The 21854-nt window shown below is 56.9% G+C and carries 23 protein-coding genes and 2 pseudogenes; 16 read left to right on the top strand and 9 right to left on the bottom strand.

Annotated elements, in window-relative coordinates; genetic code table 11:
• The first annotated feature begins 164 nt into the window (after window positions 1-164).
• Window positions 165-734 carry a GNAT family N-acetyltransferase gene (locus FXF75_RS19010; RefSeq protein WP_163523529.1) on the top strand — a complete coding sequence of 190 codons (570 nt, stop codon included), beginning with the start codon at window positions 165-167 and terminating at the stop codon, window positions 732-734.
• Between the two features lie 207 nt (window positions 735-941).
• Here FXF75_RS19010 and FXF75_RS19005 read toward each other — a convergent pair whose 3' ends face one another.
• From FXF75_RS19005 to FXF75_RS18995, 3 genes are all read right to left on the bottom strand, one after another.
• On the bottom strand, window positions 942-2237 hold the full coding sequence (locus tag FXF75_RS19005; protein WP_163523528.1) for an MFS transporter: 1296 nt from the start codon (window positions 2235-2237) through the stop codon (window positions 942-944).
• A 390-nt stretch (window positions 2238-2627) separates the two neighbouring features.
• Complete coding sequence (locus FXF75_RS19000; protein ID WP_240334782.1) at window positions 2628-3119, bottom strand: HAD family hydrolase; 492 nt, start codon at window positions 3117-3119, stop codon at window positions 2628-2630.
• A gap of 450 nt (window positions 3120-3569) precedes the next feature.
• On the bottom strand, window positions 3570-4979 hold the full coding sequence (locus FXF75_RS18995; RefSeq protein ID WP_163523527.1) for an FAD-dependent oxidoreductase: 1410 nt from the start codon (window positions 4977-4979) through the stop codon (window positions 3570-3572).
• A gap of 220 nt (window positions 4980-5199) precedes the next feature.
• On the opposite strand from FXF75_RS18995, the pseudogene FXF75_RS23555 reads away from it, so the two are divergent.
• The 6 genes and pseudogenes from FXF75_RS23555 to FXF75_RS18970 all read left to right on the top strand — a co-directional run.
• A pseudogene (locus FXF75_RS23555) lies at window positions 5200-6134 on the top strand (dihydrolipoyl dehydrogenase family protein); the annotation flags it as partial.
• Entirely contained in the window at window positions 6132-6632 is a 501-nt protein-coding gene (locus FXF75_RS23550; RefSeq protein WP_375335551.1) for a hypothetical protein, read from the top strand. The pseudogene FXF75_RS23555 and the gene FXF75_RS23550, both read left to right, overlap by 3 nt.
• A gap of 156 nt (window positions 6633-6788) precedes the next feature.
• Entirely contained in the window at window positions 6789-7094 is a 306-nt protein-coding gene (locus FXF75_RS18985; RefSeq protein WP_163523526.1) for a putative quinol monooxygenase, read from the top strand.
• 711 nt (window positions 7095-7805) lie between these two features.
• Window positions 7806-8798 (top strand): ParA family protein, encoded by a 993-nt coding sequence (locus FXF75_RS18980; protein WP_163523525.1) that lies wholly within the window; start codon window positions 7806-7808, stop codon window positions 8796-8798.
• Window positions 8795-9313 (top strand): acyl-CoA dehydrogenase, encoded by a 519-nt coding sequence (locus tag FXF75_RS18975; protein ID WP_163523524.1) that lies wholly within the window; start codon window positions 8795-8797, stop codon window positions 9311-9313. Before FXF75_RS18980 ends, FXF75_RS18975 begins: the two co-directional genes overlap by 4 nt.
• Window positions 9314-9589: 276 nt before the next feature.
• Window positions 9590-9823, top strand: coding sequence for a DUF2249 domain-containing protein (locus FXF75_RS18970; RefSeq protein ID WP_163523523.1), 234 nt, complete (start codon window positions 9590-9592; stop codon window positions 9821-9823).
• Between the two features lie 318 nt (window positions 9824-10141).
• Here FXF75_RS18970 and FXF75_RS18965 read toward each other — a convergent pair whose 3' ends face one another.
• The 5 genes from FXF75_RS18965 to FXF75_RS18950 all read right to left on the bottom strand — a co-directional run bounded on the left by FXF75_RS18965 (window position 10142) and on the right by FXF75_RS18950 (window position 13572).
• Complete coding sequence (locus tag FXF75_RS18965; RefSeq protein ID WP_163523521.1) at window positions 10142-10426, bottom strand: sulfurtransferase TusA family protein; 285 nt, start codon at window positions 10424-10426, stop codon at window positions 10142-10144.
• Window positions 10419-10613 (bottom strand): hypothetical protein, encoded by a 195-nt coding sequence (locus tag FXF75_RS22240; protein ID WP_205427883.1) that lies wholly within the window; start codon window positions 10611-10613, stop codon window positions 10419-10421. Before FXF75_RS22240 ends, FXF75_RS18965 begins: the two co-directional genes overlap by 8 nt.
• A 72-nt stretch (window positions 10614-10685) precedes the next feature.
• Complete coding sequence (locus FXF75_RS18960; RefSeq protein ID WP_205427881.1) at window positions 10686-11405, bottom strand: hypothetical protein; 720 nt, start codon at window positions 11403-11405, stop codon at window positions 10686-10688.
• 290 nt (window positions 11406-11695) lie between these two features.
• Window positions 11696-12409 carry an iron-sulfur cluster repair di-iron protein gene (gene ric / locus FXF75_RS18955; protein WP_163523519.1) on the bottom strand — a complete coding sequence of 238 codons (714 nt, stop codon included), beginning with the start codon at window positions 12407-12409 and terminating at the stop codon, window positions 11696-11698.
• Window positions 12410-12522: 113 nt separating this feature from the next.
• Window positions 12523-13572, bottom strand: a complete 1050-nt coding sequence (locus tag FXF75_RS18950; RefSeq protein ID WP_163523517.1) for a DUF2249 domain-containing protein — start codon at window positions 13570-13572, stop codon at window positions 12523-12525.
• Window positions 13573-13735: 163 nt separating this feature from the next.
• Here FXF75_RS18950 and FXF75_RS18945 point away from each other — a divergent pair, with 163 nt between their 5' ends.
• The 9 genes and pseudogenes from FXF75_RS18945 (at window position 13736) to FXF75_RS18905 (ending at window position 20252) form a co-directional block, all read left to right on the top strand.
• Window positions 13736-14623, top strand: coding sequence for a hypothetical protein (locus FXF75_RS18945; RefSeq protein ID WP_163523515.1), 888 nt, complete (start codon window positions 13736-13738; stop codon window positions 14621-14623).
• Window positions 14624-14766: 143 nt separating this feature from the next.
• The gene (locus tag FXF75_RS18940; protein WP_163523513.1) at window positions 14767-15240 is read left to right on the top strand and encodes a redoxin domain-containing protein; all 474 of its coding nucleotides are present in this window, start codon (window positions 14767-14769) and stop codon (window positions 15238-15240) included.
• A gap of 183 nt (window positions 15241-15423) precedes the next feature.
• Window positions 15424-15699 (top strand): annotated as a pseudogene (locus FXF75_RS18935) (NifU family protein); the annotation flags it as partial.
• A gap of 765 nt (window positions 15700-16464) precedes the next feature.
• Entirely contained in the window at window positions 16465-16581 is a 117-nt protein-coding gene (locus FXF75_RS23545; protein ID WP_375335550.1) for an ArsR family transcriptional regulator, read from the top strand.
• A gap of 36 nt (window positions 16582-16617) precedes the next feature.
• Entirely contained in the window at window positions 16618-16779 is a 162-nt protein-coding gene (locus FXF75_RS18925; protein WP_163523509.1) for a hypothetical protein, read from the top strand.
• 133 nt (window positions 16780-16912) lie between these two features.
• On the top strand, window positions 16913-18121 hold the full coding sequence (locus FXF75_RS18920; protein WP_163523507.1) for a hypothetical protein: 1209 nt from the start codon (window positions 16913-16915) through the stop codon (window positions 18119-18121).
• Between the two features lie 161 nt (window positions 18122-18282).
• Complete coding sequence (locus FXF75_RS18915) at window positions 18283-18720, top strand: hypothetical protein (protein WP_163523505.1); 438 nt, start codon at window positions 18283-18285, stop codon at window positions 18718-18720.
• 352 nt (window positions 18721-19072) lie between these two features.
• Window positions 19073-19402, top strand: coding sequence for a hypothetical protein (locus tag FXF75_RS18910; RefSeq protein ID WP_163523504.1), 330 nt, complete (start codon window positions 19073-19075; stop codon window positions 19400-19402).
• 700 nt (window positions 19403-20102) lie between these two features.
• Entirely contained in the window at window positions 20103-20252 is a 150-nt protein-coding gene (locus tag FXF75_RS18905) for a hypothetical protein (protein ID WP_163523502.1), read from the top strand.
• 339 nt (window positions 20253-20591) lie between these two features.
• Here FXF75_RS18905 and FXF75_RS18900 read toward each other — a convergent pair whose 3' ends face one another.
• Window positions 20592-21557 carry a hypothetical protein gene (locus tag FXF75_RS18900; RefSeq protein WP_163523501.1) on the bottom strand — a complete coding sequence of 322 codons (966 nt, stop codon included), beginning with the start codon at window positions 21555-21557 and terminating at the stop codon, window positions 20592-20594.
• Window positions 21558-21854 lie beyond the last annotated feature (297 nt).

Genomic DNA, 21854 nt, shown 5'->3' with positions numbered 1-21854 from the left:
TGTCCGTTCGCTCCAAGAGCGTCGATTTGACCGTTTTCATAGGGACTCGGATTGTCAAATGGTAGCATGCACCTTAAATATTATGTATACTAATATAATTCATAACTTAGTAAGTAATTACTGTAGAAGAAAAGTATTTATGTAATGTATACAAGTTCGGATTTATGCCAGGTCAACTCGTCGAGAACGGTGAGCGAATCTCGTTGCGGACAGTCGAGCGTGAAGATGCCGAGTTCCTCCAACTGGCCCACGCCAATCCGGAACTTCGCTATCCACTCGGCATCTCCATGCACCGCAATCGCCAGCAGATGGAAGAAGTGCTCGAAGGGCACATCGAAAACCAGAACAATGCTAACTTCCTCGTCTGTCTCGATCACGACGACGCGGAATCCGGTTATCCCTCGGCGGACGAAGTGACGCCCATCGGCGCAGCCGACGTGGTAAACGTCAACGCGACTCGCCCGGAACTCCAGGGGTGGTTCCTGCCCGAGCAACACAACCAGGGCTACGCCAAAGAATGCCTAGAACTGCTGCTCGATTACGTTTTCCGGACGTTCAATCCACACGGAGTGTACATGGAAACCTACGACCACAACGTCCCAATCCAGCGTCTCGCCGAAATATTCGGGTTCACCGAAGAAGGACGGAAACGCGAATCGGAGTTCGTCGACGGCGAGTATCGAGACGAGATTCAGTACGGGTTACTTCGCCGAGAGTGGGAGGAAGAATCGTAGCAGCAACCGACGATACTGTCGTCCGTGGTAGCTTCGGTCCGGAGGTGGTGCCTCGAAATGGTCGTTTTGGAACGTTCCCCCGGACCCCAACCGGGTCGACGAACGTCTGACGCTCGCTCCTGAAAATTTCGACCGTCTTCGGAGCCAGCAGTACGAGGACCGCACCTCGGGCGAGATTACAACTCTCTTCTACGACACGGCTGGAGGCTAATCGGGTTGTTTCAACCCAAGTTGCGTCTCGTTAATTTCGGTGACTGGCGAGAGGTCGTTGAGCTGCGGATGAAGGAGATAGTAGATGCCGATGAGTCCAATGGTGATGCTGACTCCATACAGTGCCGTCACGCTGCCGACCGCGCTACCGAGGGCTCCACCGAGCAATCCACCAGCAGGTGCCATCATCGAAAGAGTACCACTGACGAGTGACGTGACGCGACCGAGTAGCGTATTGTCGACTGTCGACTGGACCATCGAAAAGAACAGTACGTTGCACATGCCGGTCGGAATCGTGGCGATAAATACCAGTAGTGCGGTAGCCCACACCCCGGGCACGGCGATCGCCACGAAGATTAACGCTCCTGATGAGAAGTGTGCTACGGCCGCTAGCCAGCCGAACGGCAAATCTTCGACGAGAAACGCACTGGCCGCCCCGACAAGGCCCCCGGCACCTATCGCTGCGACCAACAGGCCATACACCGCCGGTCCGCCGATAGAATCGGCAAACGCTGGCAGAATTGCGGTCACTGCGACAGCGGCCAGGTTGTTTACCATCATCCCGAAGAGCACCGCTGGAAGTGCCGACCCACGAACGTAGTCAATCCCCTCCCTGAGTTCGACGAGATATCCACCCTTGTCTGCATCTCCATTGTCCGTCGCGTCTTCGGTTTCGACGTCGTCTTTTCGGGTCGTCTTCGGAACGGTGACGCCGACAAATATAATCGCTGCAACGGCGAACGTGACGGAGTTGACGACGAAGAGAGCGACTGCGCCGATGATTGCGATAAGTGCGCCAGCGATTGCGTTGGCGATCATATCGACCGTTCGCAAGGACGTCGAAAAAAGCGAGTTCGCCCGCGTGAGTTCGTCCTCTTCAACGAGTCGAGGGAGCGCCGCGTTCTGAGCAGGATAAACGAATCCGTTGATGAGCTTTAGCAGCGGGATGAGAAACAGGACTAGCCACACTGAGAGGTGGCCCGTTAGCGCTGCGAGCGGAACGAGCAGTACGGCGACACCGTTGATGAGTTGTGTGCTCAACAGGATTCGACGCAACCGCCAGCGATCCACGAGCGGCCCGATGAATACGGTGAGGATGTCCGGTATCCGCATTAGCGCGGCGGCCACTCCCGTGTAGAACGGCGAACCTGTTAATTCCAACACCATCCACATTGACCCGATGAAATACAAACTATCCCCGACGTCCGTAACGACCCGGCCGAAGAACAACCGCATGAAGACTCCGTTGTTGAAGAGTCCACGAAAATCGGAGTTAACAAACTTCTGTAACATCCGCGCCAAATATAATGTTATTTCATATAAAAATTTGATGGATATAAAAATGACGGGGAGTTTCTGGTGATAATCCCCGGATTCGGCGTGGGCGTTCACAGTTCGAGGGGTGTTCACTCGGAGGCGCAGAGACGTGCGAACGTAGCAGGCGGAATCTTCCGGTTCGAGCAGCCTGACTTGGCCGTGCTGAAGGCGGAGAGCGGATTGACCAGCGCGTTACCGGCAGATGTCGGTAAACTTGGCCGACGAATTATCGAACGGGCGCCGGGCCGTCCGTAGAGAGGATGTCTGGAAGATTACCGAACGTCGAAAGCCGAACGTCGGGTTCTCTGTACGGCGTCTCCTCGTCGCTTTCGATTTACACCGACGTCATCCCGAGAGTTTCGCCCATCATGAGGTCCTCGTTGCACTCGTCGCAGACGAAGGCGACTGATTCGTCGCCCTCGGAAGGCACTCGAAGTACCCTTTTGGATGGGATTTCGGCCGCCGCAAGTCCGAGGAGACAACGAGATTATCGAAGCACTCCCGGACCCCGTACTCCGAGAGAACCGTCTCAATCCACGGGCGAACCATGTTGCCGAAGAGGACGAGCGTGTGGTCGTCTGCGAGGTCTCGGAGGACGTCTACGTGTTTCTCGGGAAGCTCGGGGTCGAGCCACGTCTTCTCGAGATATTCACGACACGCATCGTGGGATGCCCCGGTGAGCGTCGAGAGGAGTTCGACGTATTCCGCTGTGCGCTGGACGAAGCCGTCACGGAATGCGAAGTAGGCGAGCCATCTAGGATAGGGTTCGGTTTCAGAATCAACGCCTAGGATGTGGGCTTGTTCGCGTTCGGCGTCGTGCTCGACGATGACACCGCCGTAATCGAGGACGAGATGCATAGGAATCTTTTGAAGCTTCTGAGCAAGATTCAATCTGACGAACCTTCTGCCATTCCTTCCCTCTTCGTACCACAGGTCCAGTTGGCAGTATCTGTATTGTCGAGACGCGGACTAGCGCTATCCATCTGGTAGGAGGGTAGCTCGGCCCGCCTCCCTGCTAGTTCTACGGTGTGGAGTGAGAACGGAACTTCTCATCTAATCGAGGCACTCTGAGAGGGAATAGCGAAAGTCGCGCTCCCCTCGCTTGAGTCGAAAAATCCTACTCTGCACGGAATCCACGACGGAGCGACCACCGTGAGTTTTTCACGCCCTGAGGGGTACTCGAAGAACCCCTCGAACCAGGCCCTAGCGTAACGACCAACTCGCAATCACTCAGAAGCGAGAGGACGACCACGACCGAAAGCCGCCCCACGTGTTCCGGGACTCGTTCCGCGACTACCGTGGAACCGTTCAGCGCTGGCCTTCGACTACCTTCGCAGCGGTCAGGACGGGGTCCCACGTCGTATTAAATGGTGGTGCGTACGCGAGGTCGTAGTTGGAGAGTTCCTCAACGGTGGTGCCTTCGGTCACTGCACCAACGAGCGCGTGGCTCCGGTAGACAGCACCCTCACCGTACTCGGAGACGAGACTGCCACCGAGTACGCGACCGGACGGCCGGTCGACGGTGAGCGTTACTTCCACGGTCCCGCCTTCAGGATAGTAGCCAGCGCGGGATTCCGCCTCGATGGTCTCGGTCATCGGCTCGAAGCCGACCGCACGGGCCTCCTCGTGGTTCAGAATTCCGGTCCGAGCCGCCTCCATCTCGAACGCCTTGACCGCCGCTGTCCCCGCGATACCGCCGCCCTCAGTCGGGTCGCCCGCGACAGTCTGCCCGATTGCCCTGCCGTGGCGGTTGGCAGTCAACGCCAAGGGCACGTACGCTGGCTCGCCGGTGACGACGTGCTCTGCCTCCGCACAGTCACCCGCCGCGTACACGTCCGGGAGGTTCGTCTCCCGGTACGCGTCGGTCGCGATGGCCCCCGTTTCGCCTAGTTGGACGCCTGCGTCCTCGGCGAGGTCCGTTCGCGGACGGACGCCCGTCCCGACGAGTACCATTTCGACCGGGACGCGGACGTCGTCGGTGACGACCGCTTCGACCCGGTCGTCGCCCGCGAGCGTCTCTACTTCCGCCCCGAGGTAGACAGCCACGTCCCGGTCGGCGAGGTGGTCGAGAACTGCCTCACTCGTGGCTTCGCTGAACTGCTTCAGAATCCGGTCGCCGCGCTGGAAGAGGTGGACTTCGAATCCGTTGGCCGCGAGCGCTTCCGCCATCTCAATCCCGATGTATCCACCACCGACGATGCCGACAGGCCCATTACACGTTTCGAGGAACTGGCAGGCAGGTCCCCGGTCGGGTTGCTGGAGATTGCCGTCCGAACGCGCCCGCTCCACGTAGTCACGGAGGTTTTTCCCGTCTGACATCGACCCGAGCGTGTAGACGCCCGTGTGGTCTAACCCGTCGATGGGTGGCGTGACTGCTTCCGCACCGGTCGCCACGAGTAGATGGTCGTACTCCTGTTTCACCTCTCCATCACTGCTACGTGCGGTGACGACTCGATTCGAGGGGTCGATATCGACGACTTCGTGTCCGGTTCGGAGGTCGATATCCCGTTCCTGACGGAACTCTTCGGGTGTGACCGAGACGAGATTCTCGAGGGAGTCAATCTCACCTTTGATGTAATATGGGAGTCCACAGGCACCGTACGAAACCCACTCCCCCTGTTCGAAGACGACGACGTCGAGATTCGAATCGTCCCGTTTCGCTTTACTGGCCGCTGACATTCCGGCGGCGTCGCCGCCGACGACGACGAACGTTGACACAGAGGATACATCGGATGGCTGTGTTATAAAAATGGGTCGGGCGTGTCGTTCAATTTCACAGTGGCTGGTGCGCGAGTTACCGCGACGATGCGTTCACGCGGTAGGACGCTCGCGGAGCGAACGCACTTCGTCAGACACCTCGAACGTATTTTGCAGTAGGTACCGGCGGGGAGGGACGCGGCGATAGCTTTCATCACTCCAGCGCGTCTCGTTGGAGAACATGGAAGAGTTCGACTTTCTCGTCATCGGTTCGGGGTCGGGGTTGGACGTGGCGAACGTCGCGGCGAATCAAGGCCAGTCGGTCGCCGTGGTCGAGAAGGGGCGTCTCGGCGGGACGTGTTTGAACCGCGGTTGCATCCCCTCGAAGATGCTGTTGTACCACGCGGACATCGTCGAAACCATCGAGGACGCCGAGGCGTTCGATATCTCCGCGGAGGTCACCGACGTCGCGTTCGAGGACATCGTTCGGAAGGTCAACGAGGAGGTGCACGGCGACGCCGCGTCCATCCGCAACGGACTGGAGTCGTCGCCCCAACACGAACTGTTCGACGGCGAGGCCCGCTTCGTGGACGAGCGCACGGTCGAGGTCGCGGGCGGCGAGGACGACGGCGCTCGCCTCCGCGCGGACACGGTCCTCATCGCAGCGGGGTCCCGACCGTGGATTCCGGCCATCGAGGGTATCGAAGACGTCGATTACCTCACTAGCAAACAGGCGCTCCAGTTAGCGGAGCCACCCGACCACTTGGTCATCGTCGGCGGCGGTTACATCGCGGCGGAACTGGGCCACTTCTTCGGGACGTTCGGCAGCGACGTGACCATCGTCGCCGCCGACCGCACATGCTCCCGTCGGCCGACGCGGAAGTCGCCGAGGCGTTCACCGAGCGGTACGCCGAGCGGTTCGACGTGTACACCGGCTACGAAGCGATTTCGGCGTCGGCGTCTGGCGGTGACGTCACCGTGAACGCGCAAACGTATCCGCGCAAGCAGGGTGAGGACCCCGACGAAACCGTGAGCGTCACGGGCGACGAACTGTTGGTCGCGACCGGCCGGACGCCGAACTCGGACACGCTGAACCTCGACGCGGCGGGTGTCGAAACCGACGACGCTGGATTCGTCGAGACCGACGAGTACTTGCGGACGACCGCCGACGGCGTGTGGGCGCTCGGGGATATCGTGGGCGAGTACCTCCTAAAGCACAACGCCAACCACGAGGCCCAGACCGTCGCGCGGAACGTCTTCGGCGACGAACTACAGCCAATCGACTACACGGCGATTCCGTTCGCGGTGTTCGGGTCGCCCGAGGTCGCGGGCGTCGGCGCGCACGAGGAGGCGCTACGGGCGGCCGACCGCGAGTACGCGACCAACACGTATCGGTACGAGGACACCGCCCGCGGCGACGCGATGCATGCCGAGGGGTTCGTGAAGGTACTCGTCGATATGGAGGGTGAGATTCTGGGGTGTCACATCATCGGACCGGACGCCTCGACGCTGATTCAGGAGGTCGTGGTGGCGATGCAAGCAGGGTCGGGGACCGTCCAAGACATCCGCGAATCGGTCCACGTCCACCCCGCCTTGCCGGAGGTCGTCCAGCGGGCGTTCACCGGACAGTTCTCACCCGGCGGAAGCAGCCAGCATCACCACCACCACCACTAGGCCCGCTCGGCACGTCCAACCGCTTCGGTGACCTCGCAGAAACGAGCGGCTCAGAGACCCCCCGGTCAATAGGAACGACTGATTTTGTTCGTCTAGACCGGTCGAACTGTCGCTAGGGGAGCGACTTTACGTCTCCTGACCGTAGTCGCAAGCGTTATGCTCGTAGTTCACGCGACGTTTCCGATTGACCCCGATAACCGCGGCGAAGCGCTCGACTTAATCGAGTCGCTCGCGGAGGACTCACGACAAGAGGACGGTGTCATCGACTACCGAGTCGCGACGGATATCGACGATTCGAACCTGTTTCGGTTTTTCGAACAGTACGAAGACGAGGCAGCGTTCGAAGCGCACGCGGAGACGGACCACTTCGAGGAGTTCGAGCGAGCGCTCCCGGACCTTCTGGCTGGCGAGCCGGAAGTGACGCGGTTCGACGTCGAGGACGCTTCGCCCGTCGAACTCTGACTGACTCTGTTTTCCCGGTTCTATCGAGCGAAGGTCTCTAGTCGCGGCCCCACGGTCACCGCCATCCAGTACGTACGTATCACGGCTCGAGTGGTCAGACTCGTCTTCGACGGCGCAGGACCCTGTGGATTTCCGAACTCGAAGACGAGGCATGGCCCCTACGCCACCGGCAGCGAAAGCACGTCCGTCTGATACTGCGCCGGCGCGTTCGGTGCCGACGACGCGATTCAGGACGCTGTCGTGATAGCTGACCGCTAGGACGTACTCACGACTATCCCCCAGAACCCATACGGTTACCTGTCACGGGCTTCTGCAACATCTGTCTGTAATTACTGTCTGTGAAGAATGGCTGTTATTGCTGTCTGTTATAGATTTCTGTAATAGATATGGGTGGCAGAATTCGGTGACGATGACCCGTCACAGAGGACTATAATAGATATATGACCACAGTTTACAGTGTTATTCGAATGCAGTAGTCTGCCACAAAAGTCTGTAATCAGTGACTGTAATAGACATCTGTAACATCCAATGGTGAGTCTGTAATAGACATCTGTAACATCCAATGGTGAGTCTGTAATAGATGCTATCTAATCGCCATACGTGAGTGATTACAGATACCTGTTACAGACTACTATGACAGACGCCTATCACAGATATCTGCTCCATGTGTCTGACACAGATTTATAGTACAGCGGGCGAAATCCGGCGGATATGATAACGACTGTAATCTACTCCGAGTCGGGTGGAACGTACAAGACGACGATGACGGCCAACCTCGCCGTCGCGTTGGAGCGAATGGGTCAAAATACCCTCGTGATAGACCTCGACCCCCAAGAGGGGAACCTGACGAGCCTGTTCGACGCCGGCGAACACCGAAGCGAACCAGATGCTGACAATCTGGTCAAACATATCCTCGACATGCCGGACGGCGACTTCGACGACCTCATCGAAACGACGGCCGAAGGCGTCGATATCGTCCCGAGTCACGACATGCTCGGAGACTTCACCTCGAATCTGGAGCAGAAGATATCCTACGAGACCGGGATGCAGAACATGAGTCGCGACGATTACCCACGGTTCGAACTCCTCCACGAGCTACTCTGGGAGAAACAGGAACTCCATCAGGAGTACGACGCGATTCTCATCGACCCCAACGCGCGGGCGGAAGACCTGCTCTACAACGCGATTTTCGCACTGCGGACGCTCGTCGCGCCCGTCAAGCCCGCCGGAAAAGGCAACCTGAGTTTGGAAGGACTCGAAGAACTCGTCGGGAACATGGAGACCCAATTGGACATCGAAATCGGACTCTCCTGCGTCGTCCCCTCGGGCGTCGGCCAAACGAACGCTCACCGCCAGTACCAACAGCAGTTCGAGGACACGGAGGCGTTCGCCACGCCAGTCGCCATCGGGAACCGCGAAAGCCTCATGGACGCGATGTGGGAGGCGAGGGGGTCGGCGTTCAAAGTCGTCGAAGAACGGTGGAAGACCTTCGAGAGGGACGGCGAGATGGTGAGTGAACCGGGCCAACGGCGGGTGCGCGACAGAGAAATCGAGACGCTGGAGAGACTGTACGAACTCGCCCGATTCGTCGCGGTGGACACGTTCGACACTGACGTCAATCCGGTGTTAGAACTCGATATTCTGGAGTCCGAGAACCGAGTCATCGACCTGCGAGAGGAGGAGGAAACGGAGGCGACCGCATGAGCAACTTCAAATCCGGGTCCGGAAACCTCGATTTCGGCGGTGACGACGACGGGGACGGCGACGAAGACGACGCTGCGGAAACGGCAGAGGCGCACGTGGAGGAAAGCGAGGCTGAATCGACTTCGACCGAAGAGTCCACACCAGCATCGGCGAGTGAGTCCCCGTCGGCGTCACCGAGCAGGACGTCGTCGGAGAGCGAGAACCGGTCCGAGCAATCGACGACCGGCCGAGGTTCAGCGCGGGAGTCCAGTGAATCTACTGCCTCCCCGGACGAGTATCCGTACTTCGTCCGGCGGAGTAACGTCGGTGACGAACGGGACACCCGTCTCGAAATCCACGTGCGAGACAAGGTCGCCGACCAAGAGGCGGAGTTCCGGAGTGAACTCGCCGACCTGCTCGGAACGAGCGAGGTTTCGAAGACGGACGCGCGCGAGTTCGCGCTTCTCGCGGCGTTCCAGAACCCCGAACTCATCGCCGAGTTGATGGAAGACGAGGGATTCGGCACCCTCCAGTAACCCCTCCGAAGAGCGTGCAGTAGACGAGGGGCAGCGTCTCGAACAGTACCGCTTCCTCCACTGACCACGCCGGAGCGGCCACGTGCTGACGAGTGTGAGACTGCCACCGGCGGCGGGGAAGAACTCGAAGGCTCCGACCCCCGGACGGCGCGCCACCGCCAGAACGCCGTCGTCACGCTGGGGAACAAGCGTGGCGGACGCGGGGACAGCAGTACACTCGTCCGCGAACCTGTTCGTGATAAGGGTTTCAGGGGTAGCGTGTCCAGTTCCGTCCACATGACCGGCCAGACACTCGACCTCCGCGACGTACCGCCGCCGGAGCGCCACCCGAAGGTCTTCGACGCGTTCGACGAACTCGATAGCGGTGAGGCCCTCACGCTCGTCAACGACCACGACCCGAAACCATTGTACTACCAGATGCGGACCGAAGTCGAGTCGTTCGACGCAGACGAATACGTCGTCGACAAAATCGGACCTGACCAGTTCATCGCTACACTGCGCAAAGAGTGACAGCGGTTCGCTACGGCGACGCGACGCCGCCTGGGACTTTCGCGGACAGCATCTGATTCCTATTTCGGCCGTACCCATGACGTAGTGGGTCGTTAGACAGACCTCCGTACGTCGGGGGCGACCTGCGCGATACCGAATGTGTCTGTAGGCCGGTCCACATCGAGAGACAGAACGCGGAATGATTCGCTCGTCTCGACGACGGCAAGCGCCGTCATTACTGGGTCGAAAGTGTCGAAAGGGTCGGCGTCGGCCAGCCGTTTCCACTGCGTTCGGTCGGTGTTCTGTGCACTGTCAGTACGTTCTGCAGTCGGCTGTCGGTCACCCGTGGTGGATTTCGAGGTACGTCGTGTACTCCTTTCGGAGGAGACCGCTCCGGTTCGTCTCGATTCCAAGAAGTTCGTGATTGGTCTGTGCGGCTAGCTGCCGGTACTCCTGTTTCGCCCGCTTGTCCGTACTTTGAATTCGTAGTATCGCACCGTCCTCGAGGTCCTCCAGCGCGCGCTGGACGCGAGCGATTCCGCTCGCACAGCCGCGTCCCCGATTGTCGACAGTCATATCTGGTTCGACGTCCGGACCCGTCTCGGGGACTTCGGACTCAGTCATCGGCTTCGCCCTCCGCCGAACCGCCTGACGGTCGCCCGTTCCCGAGGTCTTCGAGTTCGCAGACCCCGTCGATAGGCGAGCAGGCCCGCCACATCGGGCAGAGCTTGAAGATGACGACCAGTAGACCGACGAACCCGATTTTGGCGAGGACGGCAAGCCCCACGAGATTGCCGAGGTAGTTCCCCACGGAGATACCGAACGCGTCGACGGCTTGGTACAGGCCCGTCAGGAACAGCGTCGGGATGATGAACCGAACCGCCTACCGGAAACGTTCGAGTTGCTCGCCGGCGGCCCGAACGACGTCCGCCGTGGGATGGTGCTGTCCCGTCGGGACGGCGACGAAGATGTTCCAGACCGCACCTCCGACCCACGCGGCGAACGCGAGGAGGTGCAGTACCCGAACGGCCGCGGCTAGTGGGTCGAATCCCCGAAGACTCACCTCCGCAAGCGCCGTGGCGACGACGACCACCAGTGCCAGAGTCATCGTGAAGAGTCCGGCCGGGCTCCTGAACTGTTCGTCGACGGACGCCGAACGGCGCACCGTCACGACCGTCGTTCCGAGCAAGAGCGAGGACAGCACTCCGAGACTGACTACGAGTCGGTTGGTTCCGAGAGACGAGACGTACTCGGCGAGGACGAACGGTCCGCTCGACACGAGTACGACCACGGCGACGGTAGCCACGCTGTCGAACCGCGAGTACATCTCCGCACAGTACTCGCTCGCGTCCGTCCCGAGGTCCTGCGGGCGAACGAAGAGGTGCTTCCAGACGAGTCCGCCGGTGAGAACGCCGAGAGACGCGAAGGACGACCACTTAGCCAGCGTGACGACGACTCCCGTCTGATTGGCGAGACGGCCGGTCACCCACGTCCCGACGAGTGAGGCGGTCAGGATTACGGCGAGCGCAACTTTCGGAAGGACGTACTTGTTGAAGAGGTCGTTCGCGACGGTCGCACCAACCTCCGTCGGTGGGTCGGTCATTACGGAATCACCCTATGCGTGAATGAGGCTCGCCGAAACTAAGTCCCCTCACGGATATGTTCGCGTCAATCGACTCCCCCGTACAGGTAGTACCGGGACACGTAGCGACTGACGAGGGCCAGCTGAACATTCGAGAGTCACCCGGAGTCCCGGACCAGACGGGGACGAACCTCGAAAACGCAGAATTTTGTACCCGAACCCGGTGTCTACGTCCTTCGGTCGAGTAGCTGGAGTTGACTCGTGTTGGGGGCGGCGTGGCGCGATGGAATGAATCGATTAGCCAGTGAAATTCAGCTCCGGGTAGCGGTCGATAGCTCCTGCTCGGCTCTGGGGAACAATATGTTGTTCTCTCGATGGACGTGCATGTGGGTGTCTCGTTCGAGTTCTTCGAGACGGGCGAGCATGTTGCGGTAACTCGGACAGGCGTCGTCCGGGACCGCGTATCCGTCGGTCAACGCCTCGATTTGCTCGAGACGTGCTGCAGTCTCCTCGTGGTCGTCCTCGAAGTTATCTATCTCTTCCCGGAGCGTCGCCACTTCAGACTCTGTGAGTGGGTCGCCCCGGTCGAGTTTCTCGACGAGCAAGAACGCCTCGTCTTCCTCCTCGGAGATGTGCGTCTGCATCGCCTCGGCAAGGTCGGAGAACTCCTCTCCGACTCGCTGCAGTTCCGGGTGATTCTCCCCGTGAACGCTCACGACCTTCCGAACGAGGTCCTCCAGTGCTGGAAGCTCCTCGCGGAGATACTCGTGGTGTTCGGAGACGATGGTGTCGACGAGGTCCGACATCGTTTCCCAGTCTTGGTTACCGTCGCTATCCTTCACTGTCGCCAGTTCGTCACGAACCGTGGACAGTTCGAGGCCCGCTTCTGCACACGCGGTTTCGAGGGAGGCGTCTCCCCCACAGCAGAAATCGATGCCGAAGGACTCGAAAACGCGGGCGAATTCCGGGTTCTCCTCGACGAGAACGCCGAGGCTCCGTTCCGAATCAATTGTTGTCGTAGTCATTCGAATCACCCTTCGTGTACTCGTACTGATTCTCTCGGGGGACATAGGAATTCACCCGAACAACTCCGAGACGTTCTGGACTCCCCGTGGCTGGGGCATCCGGACCCGAACGTTCAAAACGGCGCTTTCGTGGTCTCGGATGCCGAGGAGTCGCTCTCGGTCGCGCCGTCTCTGCCGATGAGAACCCTAAATTCGTTGGGGTCTCGCTGCCGGTACTCCCATCGGAACTCGCTCCCGGTTTCCGCTTCGAACTGGTGATAGAGCGGTTTCGGGTCGTGGTCGTTCACCAAGACGAACGCCTCACCCGACTGAAGTTGCTCGTACGCCTCGAAAATCTGTTGGTGGCGTTGGGCGGGCGGCAGGTCCCGAACGTCCAGTTCCTCCGTCACGTCCATCGACACGTCGGCCGACTGCGAGGACTCTTCGTCGTCGGTACTCGACTGGCCTCCTTTCGTGATACGGACGCGACAGCGACCCGGCTCCCTCTCTCGAACCTCCCACGAGAACGACTGTCCGTATCGCTGTCGGAACTCCCGGTGGAGCGGACGGGGTTCGTGCGGGGAGGTTATCTCCATTGCGTTGCCGTCCTCGAGGTTTCCGTACCGGTGATGAATCGTCGGGTGTCGCTCCTGTTTCGGGATTTCACGGACGTCGAATTTCGCCTGTACTTCGTCGTCGTCTTCCGTCTCACCGTCGTCGGTCTTGCGTATCTCGACCTTCCACGCCTGCGAGTCGCGGTTCGTGTACTCCCACTCGAAGATGTCGCCGCGGGTAGAGCGAAGTTCGTGGTAGAGCGGCTTCGGGTCGTGGTCGTTCACCAAGACGAACCCTTCGTCGGGGTCGAGTAGCTCGAAGGTTTCGAGGAGTACCGAGTGGCGCTTTCGCGGCGGCATCTCCCGCACGTCGAACTCGGTCAGGCCAGTCCGTCCCCCAGAGTGCTCCGATTTACTCACGCGGATTTCCCAGACGTCGGGTCCTGCAGTCTCGTACTGCCAGTCTAGCGTCTCGCCACGTTTGATTTGGTACTGATACAGCGCCGCCTCGACATCGTGGTGGGCCACGATAGTCGCCGTCTCACCGGCGCTGATGTCCCGCAGGTCCTCCCGGATTTGCTCACGGCACTCGTCGGCCGCCCGCTCGCGAACGTCGATTCTGGATACCATCGTCTCTACCGAGGAGGTCGAACCGTCCGCCAATAGGTTCTCTCCCGAATGAATTCGGCCGATTGTCCGAGCGTTCACTGCAAAAGTACTGAAAAGCACTCGAACCCTCGCTCGAACATATATGCGGACAGGGTTTCGTATCCGTAGTCCCATCTCCGACCTGATGAACGATACGACGGCGACAGAGAGCAGTACGACCGAAATCAGTTGGAGACAATCAGCACGTACCGACTGGTTGACTCCGATGGTCGAGACGCTTCCGTACGTCGAACTCAAACTCGAACACCCGAATCTCGACCCGACCAGATACGGCGAGTCGTTTTTTCCGGACGCGATTCCATACGAGTACGACGGTGGCCATCGGGTCTTCTACTGGCGTCCAACGCTCGACACGGGGACGAGCGAGCAACCAGATTGGCAGGGCGTCTGTGCGACGACGGACACCCTATCGGTCGTCGAGGAAGGTCGTCCGTACACGCCCGACTTCGTCTCCCGTCGTGGGGAGACCGAGGTCGTCGTCGAAGGGACTGTCGGCGGGGATTCGACGACGGCGTTCGTCCGGTCGTACTCCGTCCCCGACGTTCGAGTCCGGGAGGTGACGGCATCACGGCTTGAACTGTTGGCCGACGGGACCGAGTACACCGTTTCCAGCGGCACTCGACGGCGTGTGTCGCTCTCGGAGCAGACGGTAGAACGCGCGGACGGCGACGGAACGGTGACTGTCACTCCCGAACTGGTCGTTCGATTCCCCGGAGAGCGAGAACTCCACCATCCCGCCCCCGGCGCGGAGTACCAACTGTTCCCCTCGTTCGGTCTCGACCTAGATACCATCCCGAACCCCGTTCCGGTTCCGACGACGAACGGCGAACTTGACCACGCCGCGTTCGCAACGTCTCTCGGGGTCGACCTGTCCGACCGGCCCTATCCCGAGCGCGTGCTCTGGCAGGCGTTCGCCTACACTGCGTTCGACCCCTACACTGCGACTGTTCCACGTCTCACGCAGTTCCGGACAGGTCACCTCGCACTCCTGAATAGTCCGCCCGAACAGTGATGATGTTCGACCGCCGTGGCGGGAATCGGCACGAAAAAATCACGCCGAAGACTGAATACAGGAATCGTATTTGCAACAACTGATAAGCTACCGAATATATTCGTAAAGTGGTTTACCTTTTTGACAGCCGTTCGCTGTAGACGATGCCAGCCACTGGAGATACTGCACCGACGTTCACAGCGACCGTCGGGACCAGCGACCACGCATCGTTCGACCTCGAAGACCGCATCGGTGACGGACCACTCGTCCTCGCGTTCTTTCCGGGCGCGTTCACGCCGCCGTGTACGAACGAGATGCTCGCTCTTCAAGAGAGACTCGACGAGTTCAGGGACGCCGGTGCGTCCGTTCTCGGGGTGAGTGCGGACTCGCCGTTCTCGCTCGGGGCGTTCCAGGAAGAACACGGAGTCGAATTCGACCTCGTAAGCGACATGAATCGGGAAGCGATTCGGAAGTACGACTTGGAAATCGACATCCCGGAACTCGGACTCTACGAAATCGCCAACCGTGCCGTGTTCGTTCTGGACGAGGACGGGACAGTGACGTACGATTGGACTGCCGACGACCCCACGAACGAACCGCCGTACGACGAACTCCTGAACGAAGTCCAGGCGGCCTAACGAGGCCGAACTGGACCGTCACTCTCCTCCGAGCGTCCAGTTCGGATGCCGAGTACTGCTCCGACGACTGTGAGACAGTAACCCGGGCCAGTTCTCCCGAACGTATTCACGGTACTCGAACTTCTCGCTCGGCGGAACGTATTCGGGTAAAGTCGTACAACAGTTGTTACCGATACTGTCGGTATGGGCGCAGACAACCGGAACGGTCCGGACTCATTCGACAACGATGGCGAGAAGCTCGCGAACGACGTTGCCGCGTTTCTCCGGCGGAACTTCCCCCAGATTGCGATGCACGGCGGGAACGCTGCAATCCAGGAGGTCGATACCGAGTCCGGTGCCGTATGGATTCAGCTCTCCGGAGCGTGCGGCGACTGCGGCATCTCCCCGATGACGACGCGAGCGATTCAGGACCGCCTCCCGATGGAAATCGACGAGATACGAGACGTCCACGTCGAGACGACGTGAGACCCGACGTGTACGACCCGTCTCGGTCAGTAGACACACCAGAATACCCCGAGCTTTCAGACGATGAACGACCTCGAACGCCACGAAATCCCACCAGACGTAGACACGACCGACTAGAACCCCCGCGTCACCGGTACGGTCGAACGACCGCGTCGCTTCACCGAGAGTGACCTGACGTCGCTGCCCCTCGAAACGTTCACCGACGACTTCGAGCGCGCGAAAGGGTGGGTCGCGGACAGTCTCACGTGGCGGGGTATCCGCGTCGAAGCCATCTTCGACCGCACGACCCCGACAGCCAAGAACGAGTACGCGCTCGCTCGCGCGATGGACGGTGACTACGCGTGTTCGTTCCAGTTAGACCGACCCGCCGAGTCGAAGTCCCCGAGCAGACCATCCAGCAGTTTTCGATACTCCGCTAACCAATGCAAGACAGATTTCGTCTCGTCGCATTGGTTAGCGTGCCCTAGTTCGAGACTGGGAGCGACTCCGGTTTCTCGTCTGGTCTCAGTGAGTGGCGTAGAGCGAGATTTAAGTACGATTCGAGTAGTCTGGAGCGCGCGTTTTCTCGCGGTACGGGCGTTCTATCTTACGTTATGCTTTCAGTAGTTGAACGTCTCGTTCGGAACCTGAGGGTCCGACTCCGACGAGGAGCGAATATCGTCCGCGGACGCGTCCGCAATCGAGCGTCCGGAGTTAGCCGTTGTTCTGCGGGAAGTATTCGGTATCTCCGAGACGGGGATACGCATCTGCGTCTTCCTCATGGAGGACGGAGAATCGACCGCGAGAGAACTCGCCGACCATCTCGAGTTGGACCGAAGCACCGTCAGCAGACAGCTGAATCACCTGACTGACATCGGCCTGCTGGAGAAACAGTAGCGCCTGCTCTCCGAGGGCGGCTACGTTCACGTCTACTTGTCGGTAGACGTCGAGGAGGTCCGCCAGCGACTGACCGTCGGCCTCGGTGTATGGATGGACGAGGCGCTCGAACTAGTCGAGGACATCAACCGCGAGAAGGTAGCGGCGTTAGCCCGATTTGACCCCGACGATAGCGAATCAACCGGTATCTGCTATTAGTCAAGAGGAATTGCCGCTACTTATTGCTATAAGAATACGCTCTTAAATTTCATAGATAGATAATTACATACCCCATATTATATGTAAATATAGGTTAGAAAATTATAACATAAGAGGAGATAATTTTGCAACTATGGATGGTAAAGATACCTCCAGCTTGCTCGACTTGAACCGTCGAAACTTCACAAAGGGACTCCTTTCTATAGGGCTATCGGCATCAGCGGCAGCTGGTCTATCGAAAGAGGCGCTGGCTGAACTTACAGATAATCCAAACGAAGAGGTCCCTCGACTAGGGTGGTACGAAATCCAGAATTACGAAGAAATCGAGAAGAATGGAGTGCCGCCGGAAATTAAGCCCAAGTACTATACGATTTCCAGAGACAAGTGGGTGAAGACTACGGCTACTGAGAAGGCATCCGAGCAATTAGCGAAACGCTACACAGACTCTAATATTAGCGTCGGACTTGTTCCACACGAGTCGAAGGGTATAGCGGTTGGTGTCAATTATATTGTGGAAGAAAGTTCGGACGGAAAGACGAAGACCCCGAACGTGTCCTTTACTGAGGTGCAAAAGCAGACTCCAGCTAATGTAAGCGCGACAGTGTCTACTGCGGACACGGAATTTACACAAACCGACATTCCCATAACGGTCAAGCGAACCAAAAAGCAAAAAGAGCAAACCAAGTGCGGTGAAGTCACTGTTGAGTGTCACTACGAACACAAGTATGACCCTATCCCCGCAGGCTGTGAAGCTGGGACATCGGCCACATCCGGATGTTCGTGGAGTCTTGGCCCCGTTGCGTACTCGAACAAATATAACGAATACGTTATCTTGACTGCCGGTCACTGCGTCGATTCTACGGGTCAATCAGTGTACCAACCATCGCGTTCCAACGATTACTTTGGTTCAGTCGCCGAGTTCGGCCCTGATGGGATGGACTCCGCGGTCATCGAACCATACAAGAGAGACGTAACGATGGGAATCGTTGATTCCGGTGGTGGAACTCGATATCCCATCAAAGGGATGGTCTCCAAGACACGGATTAACGATATGATGGAAGCAGGCACCGGTGTTTACCACACTGGCCGTAGCACTGGTGACGGCTACGGACAGATTGACTTCCACGCAGACAACGACGACTATCCCTGGATGGGGTACGCGATTTCTACGGCTGGTGGCGACTCTGGCTCAGTCACGTACGATATCGTGAATGATACAGATGCGTACGTCGTGGCGCTTCATACGGGTGGCTACTGTAGTGACGGTATGAAGTATGGATCGGGTGAATGCATGTACAGTGTGGAACAAGAGATGAATATCAATTACAGTAGCACTCTGTAACTTTCCCTCGACTACATATTTAATTAGCCATTAGTGTTGAATAAGGAGTGACCATTGGTTAGGTCTAGAATATCCTTGATAGCGACTGCTAAATTCCACTTATAATTAAATAACACGCAATGGTCAGAAAGTATTTACGGATGAAAATTTGAATAAAGCTTATGGAACGGAGACGATTTTTACAAGCCGCGCCTGCCGCTGCGGTAACTACTATTGCCGGTTGCTTGGATGGCATTAACCCATCAAACCAAGAGAATGGGAAATCCGACTCAACGAGCAACTCAACAATCCAGACTAGCCAAAAAATGAATAAAGTGGGAATAAAAATCGATAATCAAACCGGGAACGACTCCGACATAAATGTAGTAATCTTGAGTGAAAATGCCACAGTAAGCAAGAAAAATGTCTTTGTGCCCTCCAGTGATATAAACACTATCAATACGCCTATATCAAGTCCAGGGACGTACACCGTGAAAATATCGACGGGTAATCAAACGCAAGAGTTTACCCATATCGTCAAAGAACATGCTATTGAAAACGAACTTAAAATTGTCATCGTAATGTATCCAAACAAGATGCGCTCATACATTCAAGAATAAAATCGTATTCTCTCTATACTTAACGGGGTTATATTCGGGATTGACCCTACTTGACTGTAGCAGATTGTGCTGTCCAGCAACGAGGCGATATTCTCGTACTCGATGCAGAAAGTCTCAACACGGGTGTCGATTTTCATCCCTTCGACTGATAAAAGATTCCGACGAACCGCAGTTCGAATACATGGTTGTCTATCTATAACTGTGTAAGAGAGCGCAGATATACTGTATCGAATAAGGTAAGTACGCGTATTTTATGCACTTTTAACAAATGCGCAGGATACACCAATCACTGACGACTTTCGGTCTTGGAATCGTGCTACTGCTGTCACCACTATCTTGGCCAGTGAAGAGTGTGGGTGGACTCATCACAGTTGCCGGGATTATCTTTGTATTGTACGCTCTTCGAAACATGGAGTTCGAGGAGCGAATCGCTCTCCTCTCTCCGTCGTTTTGGACCGGTCTTGGAGGCTTCATTCTCTTTGGGCTAGTCCACTTTCCTTCTTCACAGTTCACTGCTCGAATCGGCGAAATGATAGATAATCCGTGGGTCGTAGCAGTCTCAGTCGCCCTCGTCTCTACGGCGCTATACACCGGAACAGCCGTGTTAACCTGGAGCGTTTTCTCGGTGGGCAACTCCATTCGTTCTACCGACGACGGCGAATCTGGACCTGACGAGTTGTAAGCTCATAGTGGGAACATCCTACTCCGTGTTAACTCTCGATGAAGTCCTCAACAAACCCCGAACGCTGATAGAATACATGCAGCTGCTCTCAGCGAGTCCAGAGTTCCGATATACGAAACGATAGGTCCGCGAGTGTCGCAGGGAAATCGTCGTAGAAGACCAGCCAGTCGGCGAGCGCGTTCCGTCTGGAAGAAGTGCGTGCAGTCGGTGTTCAGGTTGCTGTAGACTTCTTCTGGCACGGCGATTTTGTGGAACAGGACCACCGCCGTGCCCCCGAACACCATGACGTAGCGTCGGTGGTCGAGCGAGGTACGCATAGTTCTAAGAGGTGAGCTAGGACTTGCTGCTGACGGAGGAAGAGCGAGGAAGTCATATCGAACAGAGAGAAAGTGGTGGAGTAATCCAAGTGGCGGTCTCGCAGACGACGCGAACGGTGTTGACAAGTGTTGAGTTGGAGAAGTACAGCGGGCCTGGCGACGGAAACGGGGCGTAGTGGACGAATCGGGATGGGGCTTCCTTCTTGATTGCTCGTTGTCGGTACTCGCCTAGGTCCTCCAGCAGACCCGAGCGTCGAGACGCGCTACGCGTCTTCCGCTAACCAATGGAGGCGGTTTCGGGCGTCGAATTCATTGGTTAGCGGTATTGCTGGTACGAACCGTTTTGTCCGTGTGCTTCCAGTCGTTCGACTGGAAGTTCCTCGGTGTCCCGGACCTCGGCAATCTGCTCGGGGGGTGACCGACCCCTGTTCGACGGCGAGGTCCATGAGTTCCTGGAGGCGGCCGGTCGGGACGGCGGTGGTGTCACCGCACATCTTGAGATAATAGTCGTCTCCGGCGTCGGGTGCGGTTGATTTGTGCCCTTCGCCGGTAGCTTCTTTCAGGTTCTCCCACTTGCGTTGGCGGGCTTCGGTAGCTTCGATGCACATACTCGTTGCACAACCGCCGGTCAGACCTAGTAATCTGCGGCGACTGAAATCGGGTTCATATTTAAACAGTGGTAGATAGGGCGGTGAACTGGTCGGGAACCGAGCGAAATTCACGTGCGAAAAGTCTCTCGTTGCACAACCGGATTCGCTGGCGTTGTGCAACGATCGGGATTCGATTCTGTTCGCGTGCGACCCTGGGGTGTATGAGGTGCGGAGAGTATTTGGGAGACTTCGGTTCTATGAGGATGAGATAAGCATTTGACTCTACTCGCCGATGGTATATTCCAATTCCCCTCCTAAATGGAGCTTTTTACCAGGTGTGTCGGTGTCTGGGTATCCTTCTGTTACTACTATGTTGACAAGACCAATCCCTCCTTCTTTTTCTTCCAGAGATTGTTCTCCTCCGTCCGCTCTGAGAGTTTCGGAGTCCGGAATTTGATTTGATGAGTCACTTAGATTGAACTCAGTATTACTATTGAAAAGGTCTCGGTAAAATTGCCCAATACGGTCATTGGGTCGATATTCTTCCCCATATTGACCCCTCACGAATAGTTTGAGATAGCCTATAAACGATTGATAACCAGACGGAGGATCTTCAGTCCTCTCGTAATGATAATCCGCAGTTTGTTCTGGATTATAGTTAATGTACCCTCCGTCCATTCCATCGGTTGAATGGAAGAATGGAAGCCAAAAGTCGCTGACAAAACTATAATTGGAAAAGGCACTACTTTCCCGTTCTAAATCATACCACTCCCCCAAATTAGGTTGGACTGGATAGAATTTCTGCAAGGTGTGTAGGAGATGATACTGATTAGGCTTAGGATCCCACTGCCTCTGAGTAACGTACTTATTATCGTATGTGTACTTAGTCTGTGATAGCATTGTTCGTCTCCCGACGACCTCATTATCTTCTACATATGTGATGAGGAAAAGAATATCTGCTAATTCACACCTCTCAAATTTCTTTTTCCCTGGCCACCAAAATCTGACACTCGGGGTGTTATGGAATTGCTTCGTATTAATGTGAACGCTCAAATTACCGTCCTTACCAGTGGCTCCATCTATTTCTGGTATAGCGTTGCTTAGGAATTCTACCTCACCCCCTTTGCTATTTGATGCTTTTGACCGAGGTGGGATGTTGGCATATTTTGACCGATTCTGAAGGGGTTCTAAGTCATCACCTAGATTATTGATTAGGTCGTCAGTAATTTTGATATCAACTGAACTCATAGAGTGGTAGTTGAACTGGTAATTTATATACCTGACTGTGAAGGAATTATCGCTTTCCAGACAAAAGGTTAGAGGTTTGATGGGACTATTGCTAAAAGCGAACTGAGACTATTTTTAGTCGCTCTAAGCGATATGCAATACTTGAATGTTGTAATTATAGAAATGTCGACTACTTTCACTTCGGCTCCGTACGTGGCGGAGATTCTTATTAATACTCTGCTACCCCTATTTGTGACCCACTCAATCCTGACTGGCCAATGGACCGATTCCTGACCGACGAAACACGTAAGCGAATTA

Origin of the sequence: Halorussus sp. MSC15.2 (genome assembly GCF_010747475.1) — an archaeon.
Classification (GTDB): Archaea; Halobacteriota; Halobacteria; order Halobacteriales; family Haladaptataceae; genus Halorussus.
Note: the sequence above shows the minus strand (reverse complement) of the source record. Positions and strands in the feature narration are given on the sequence as shown.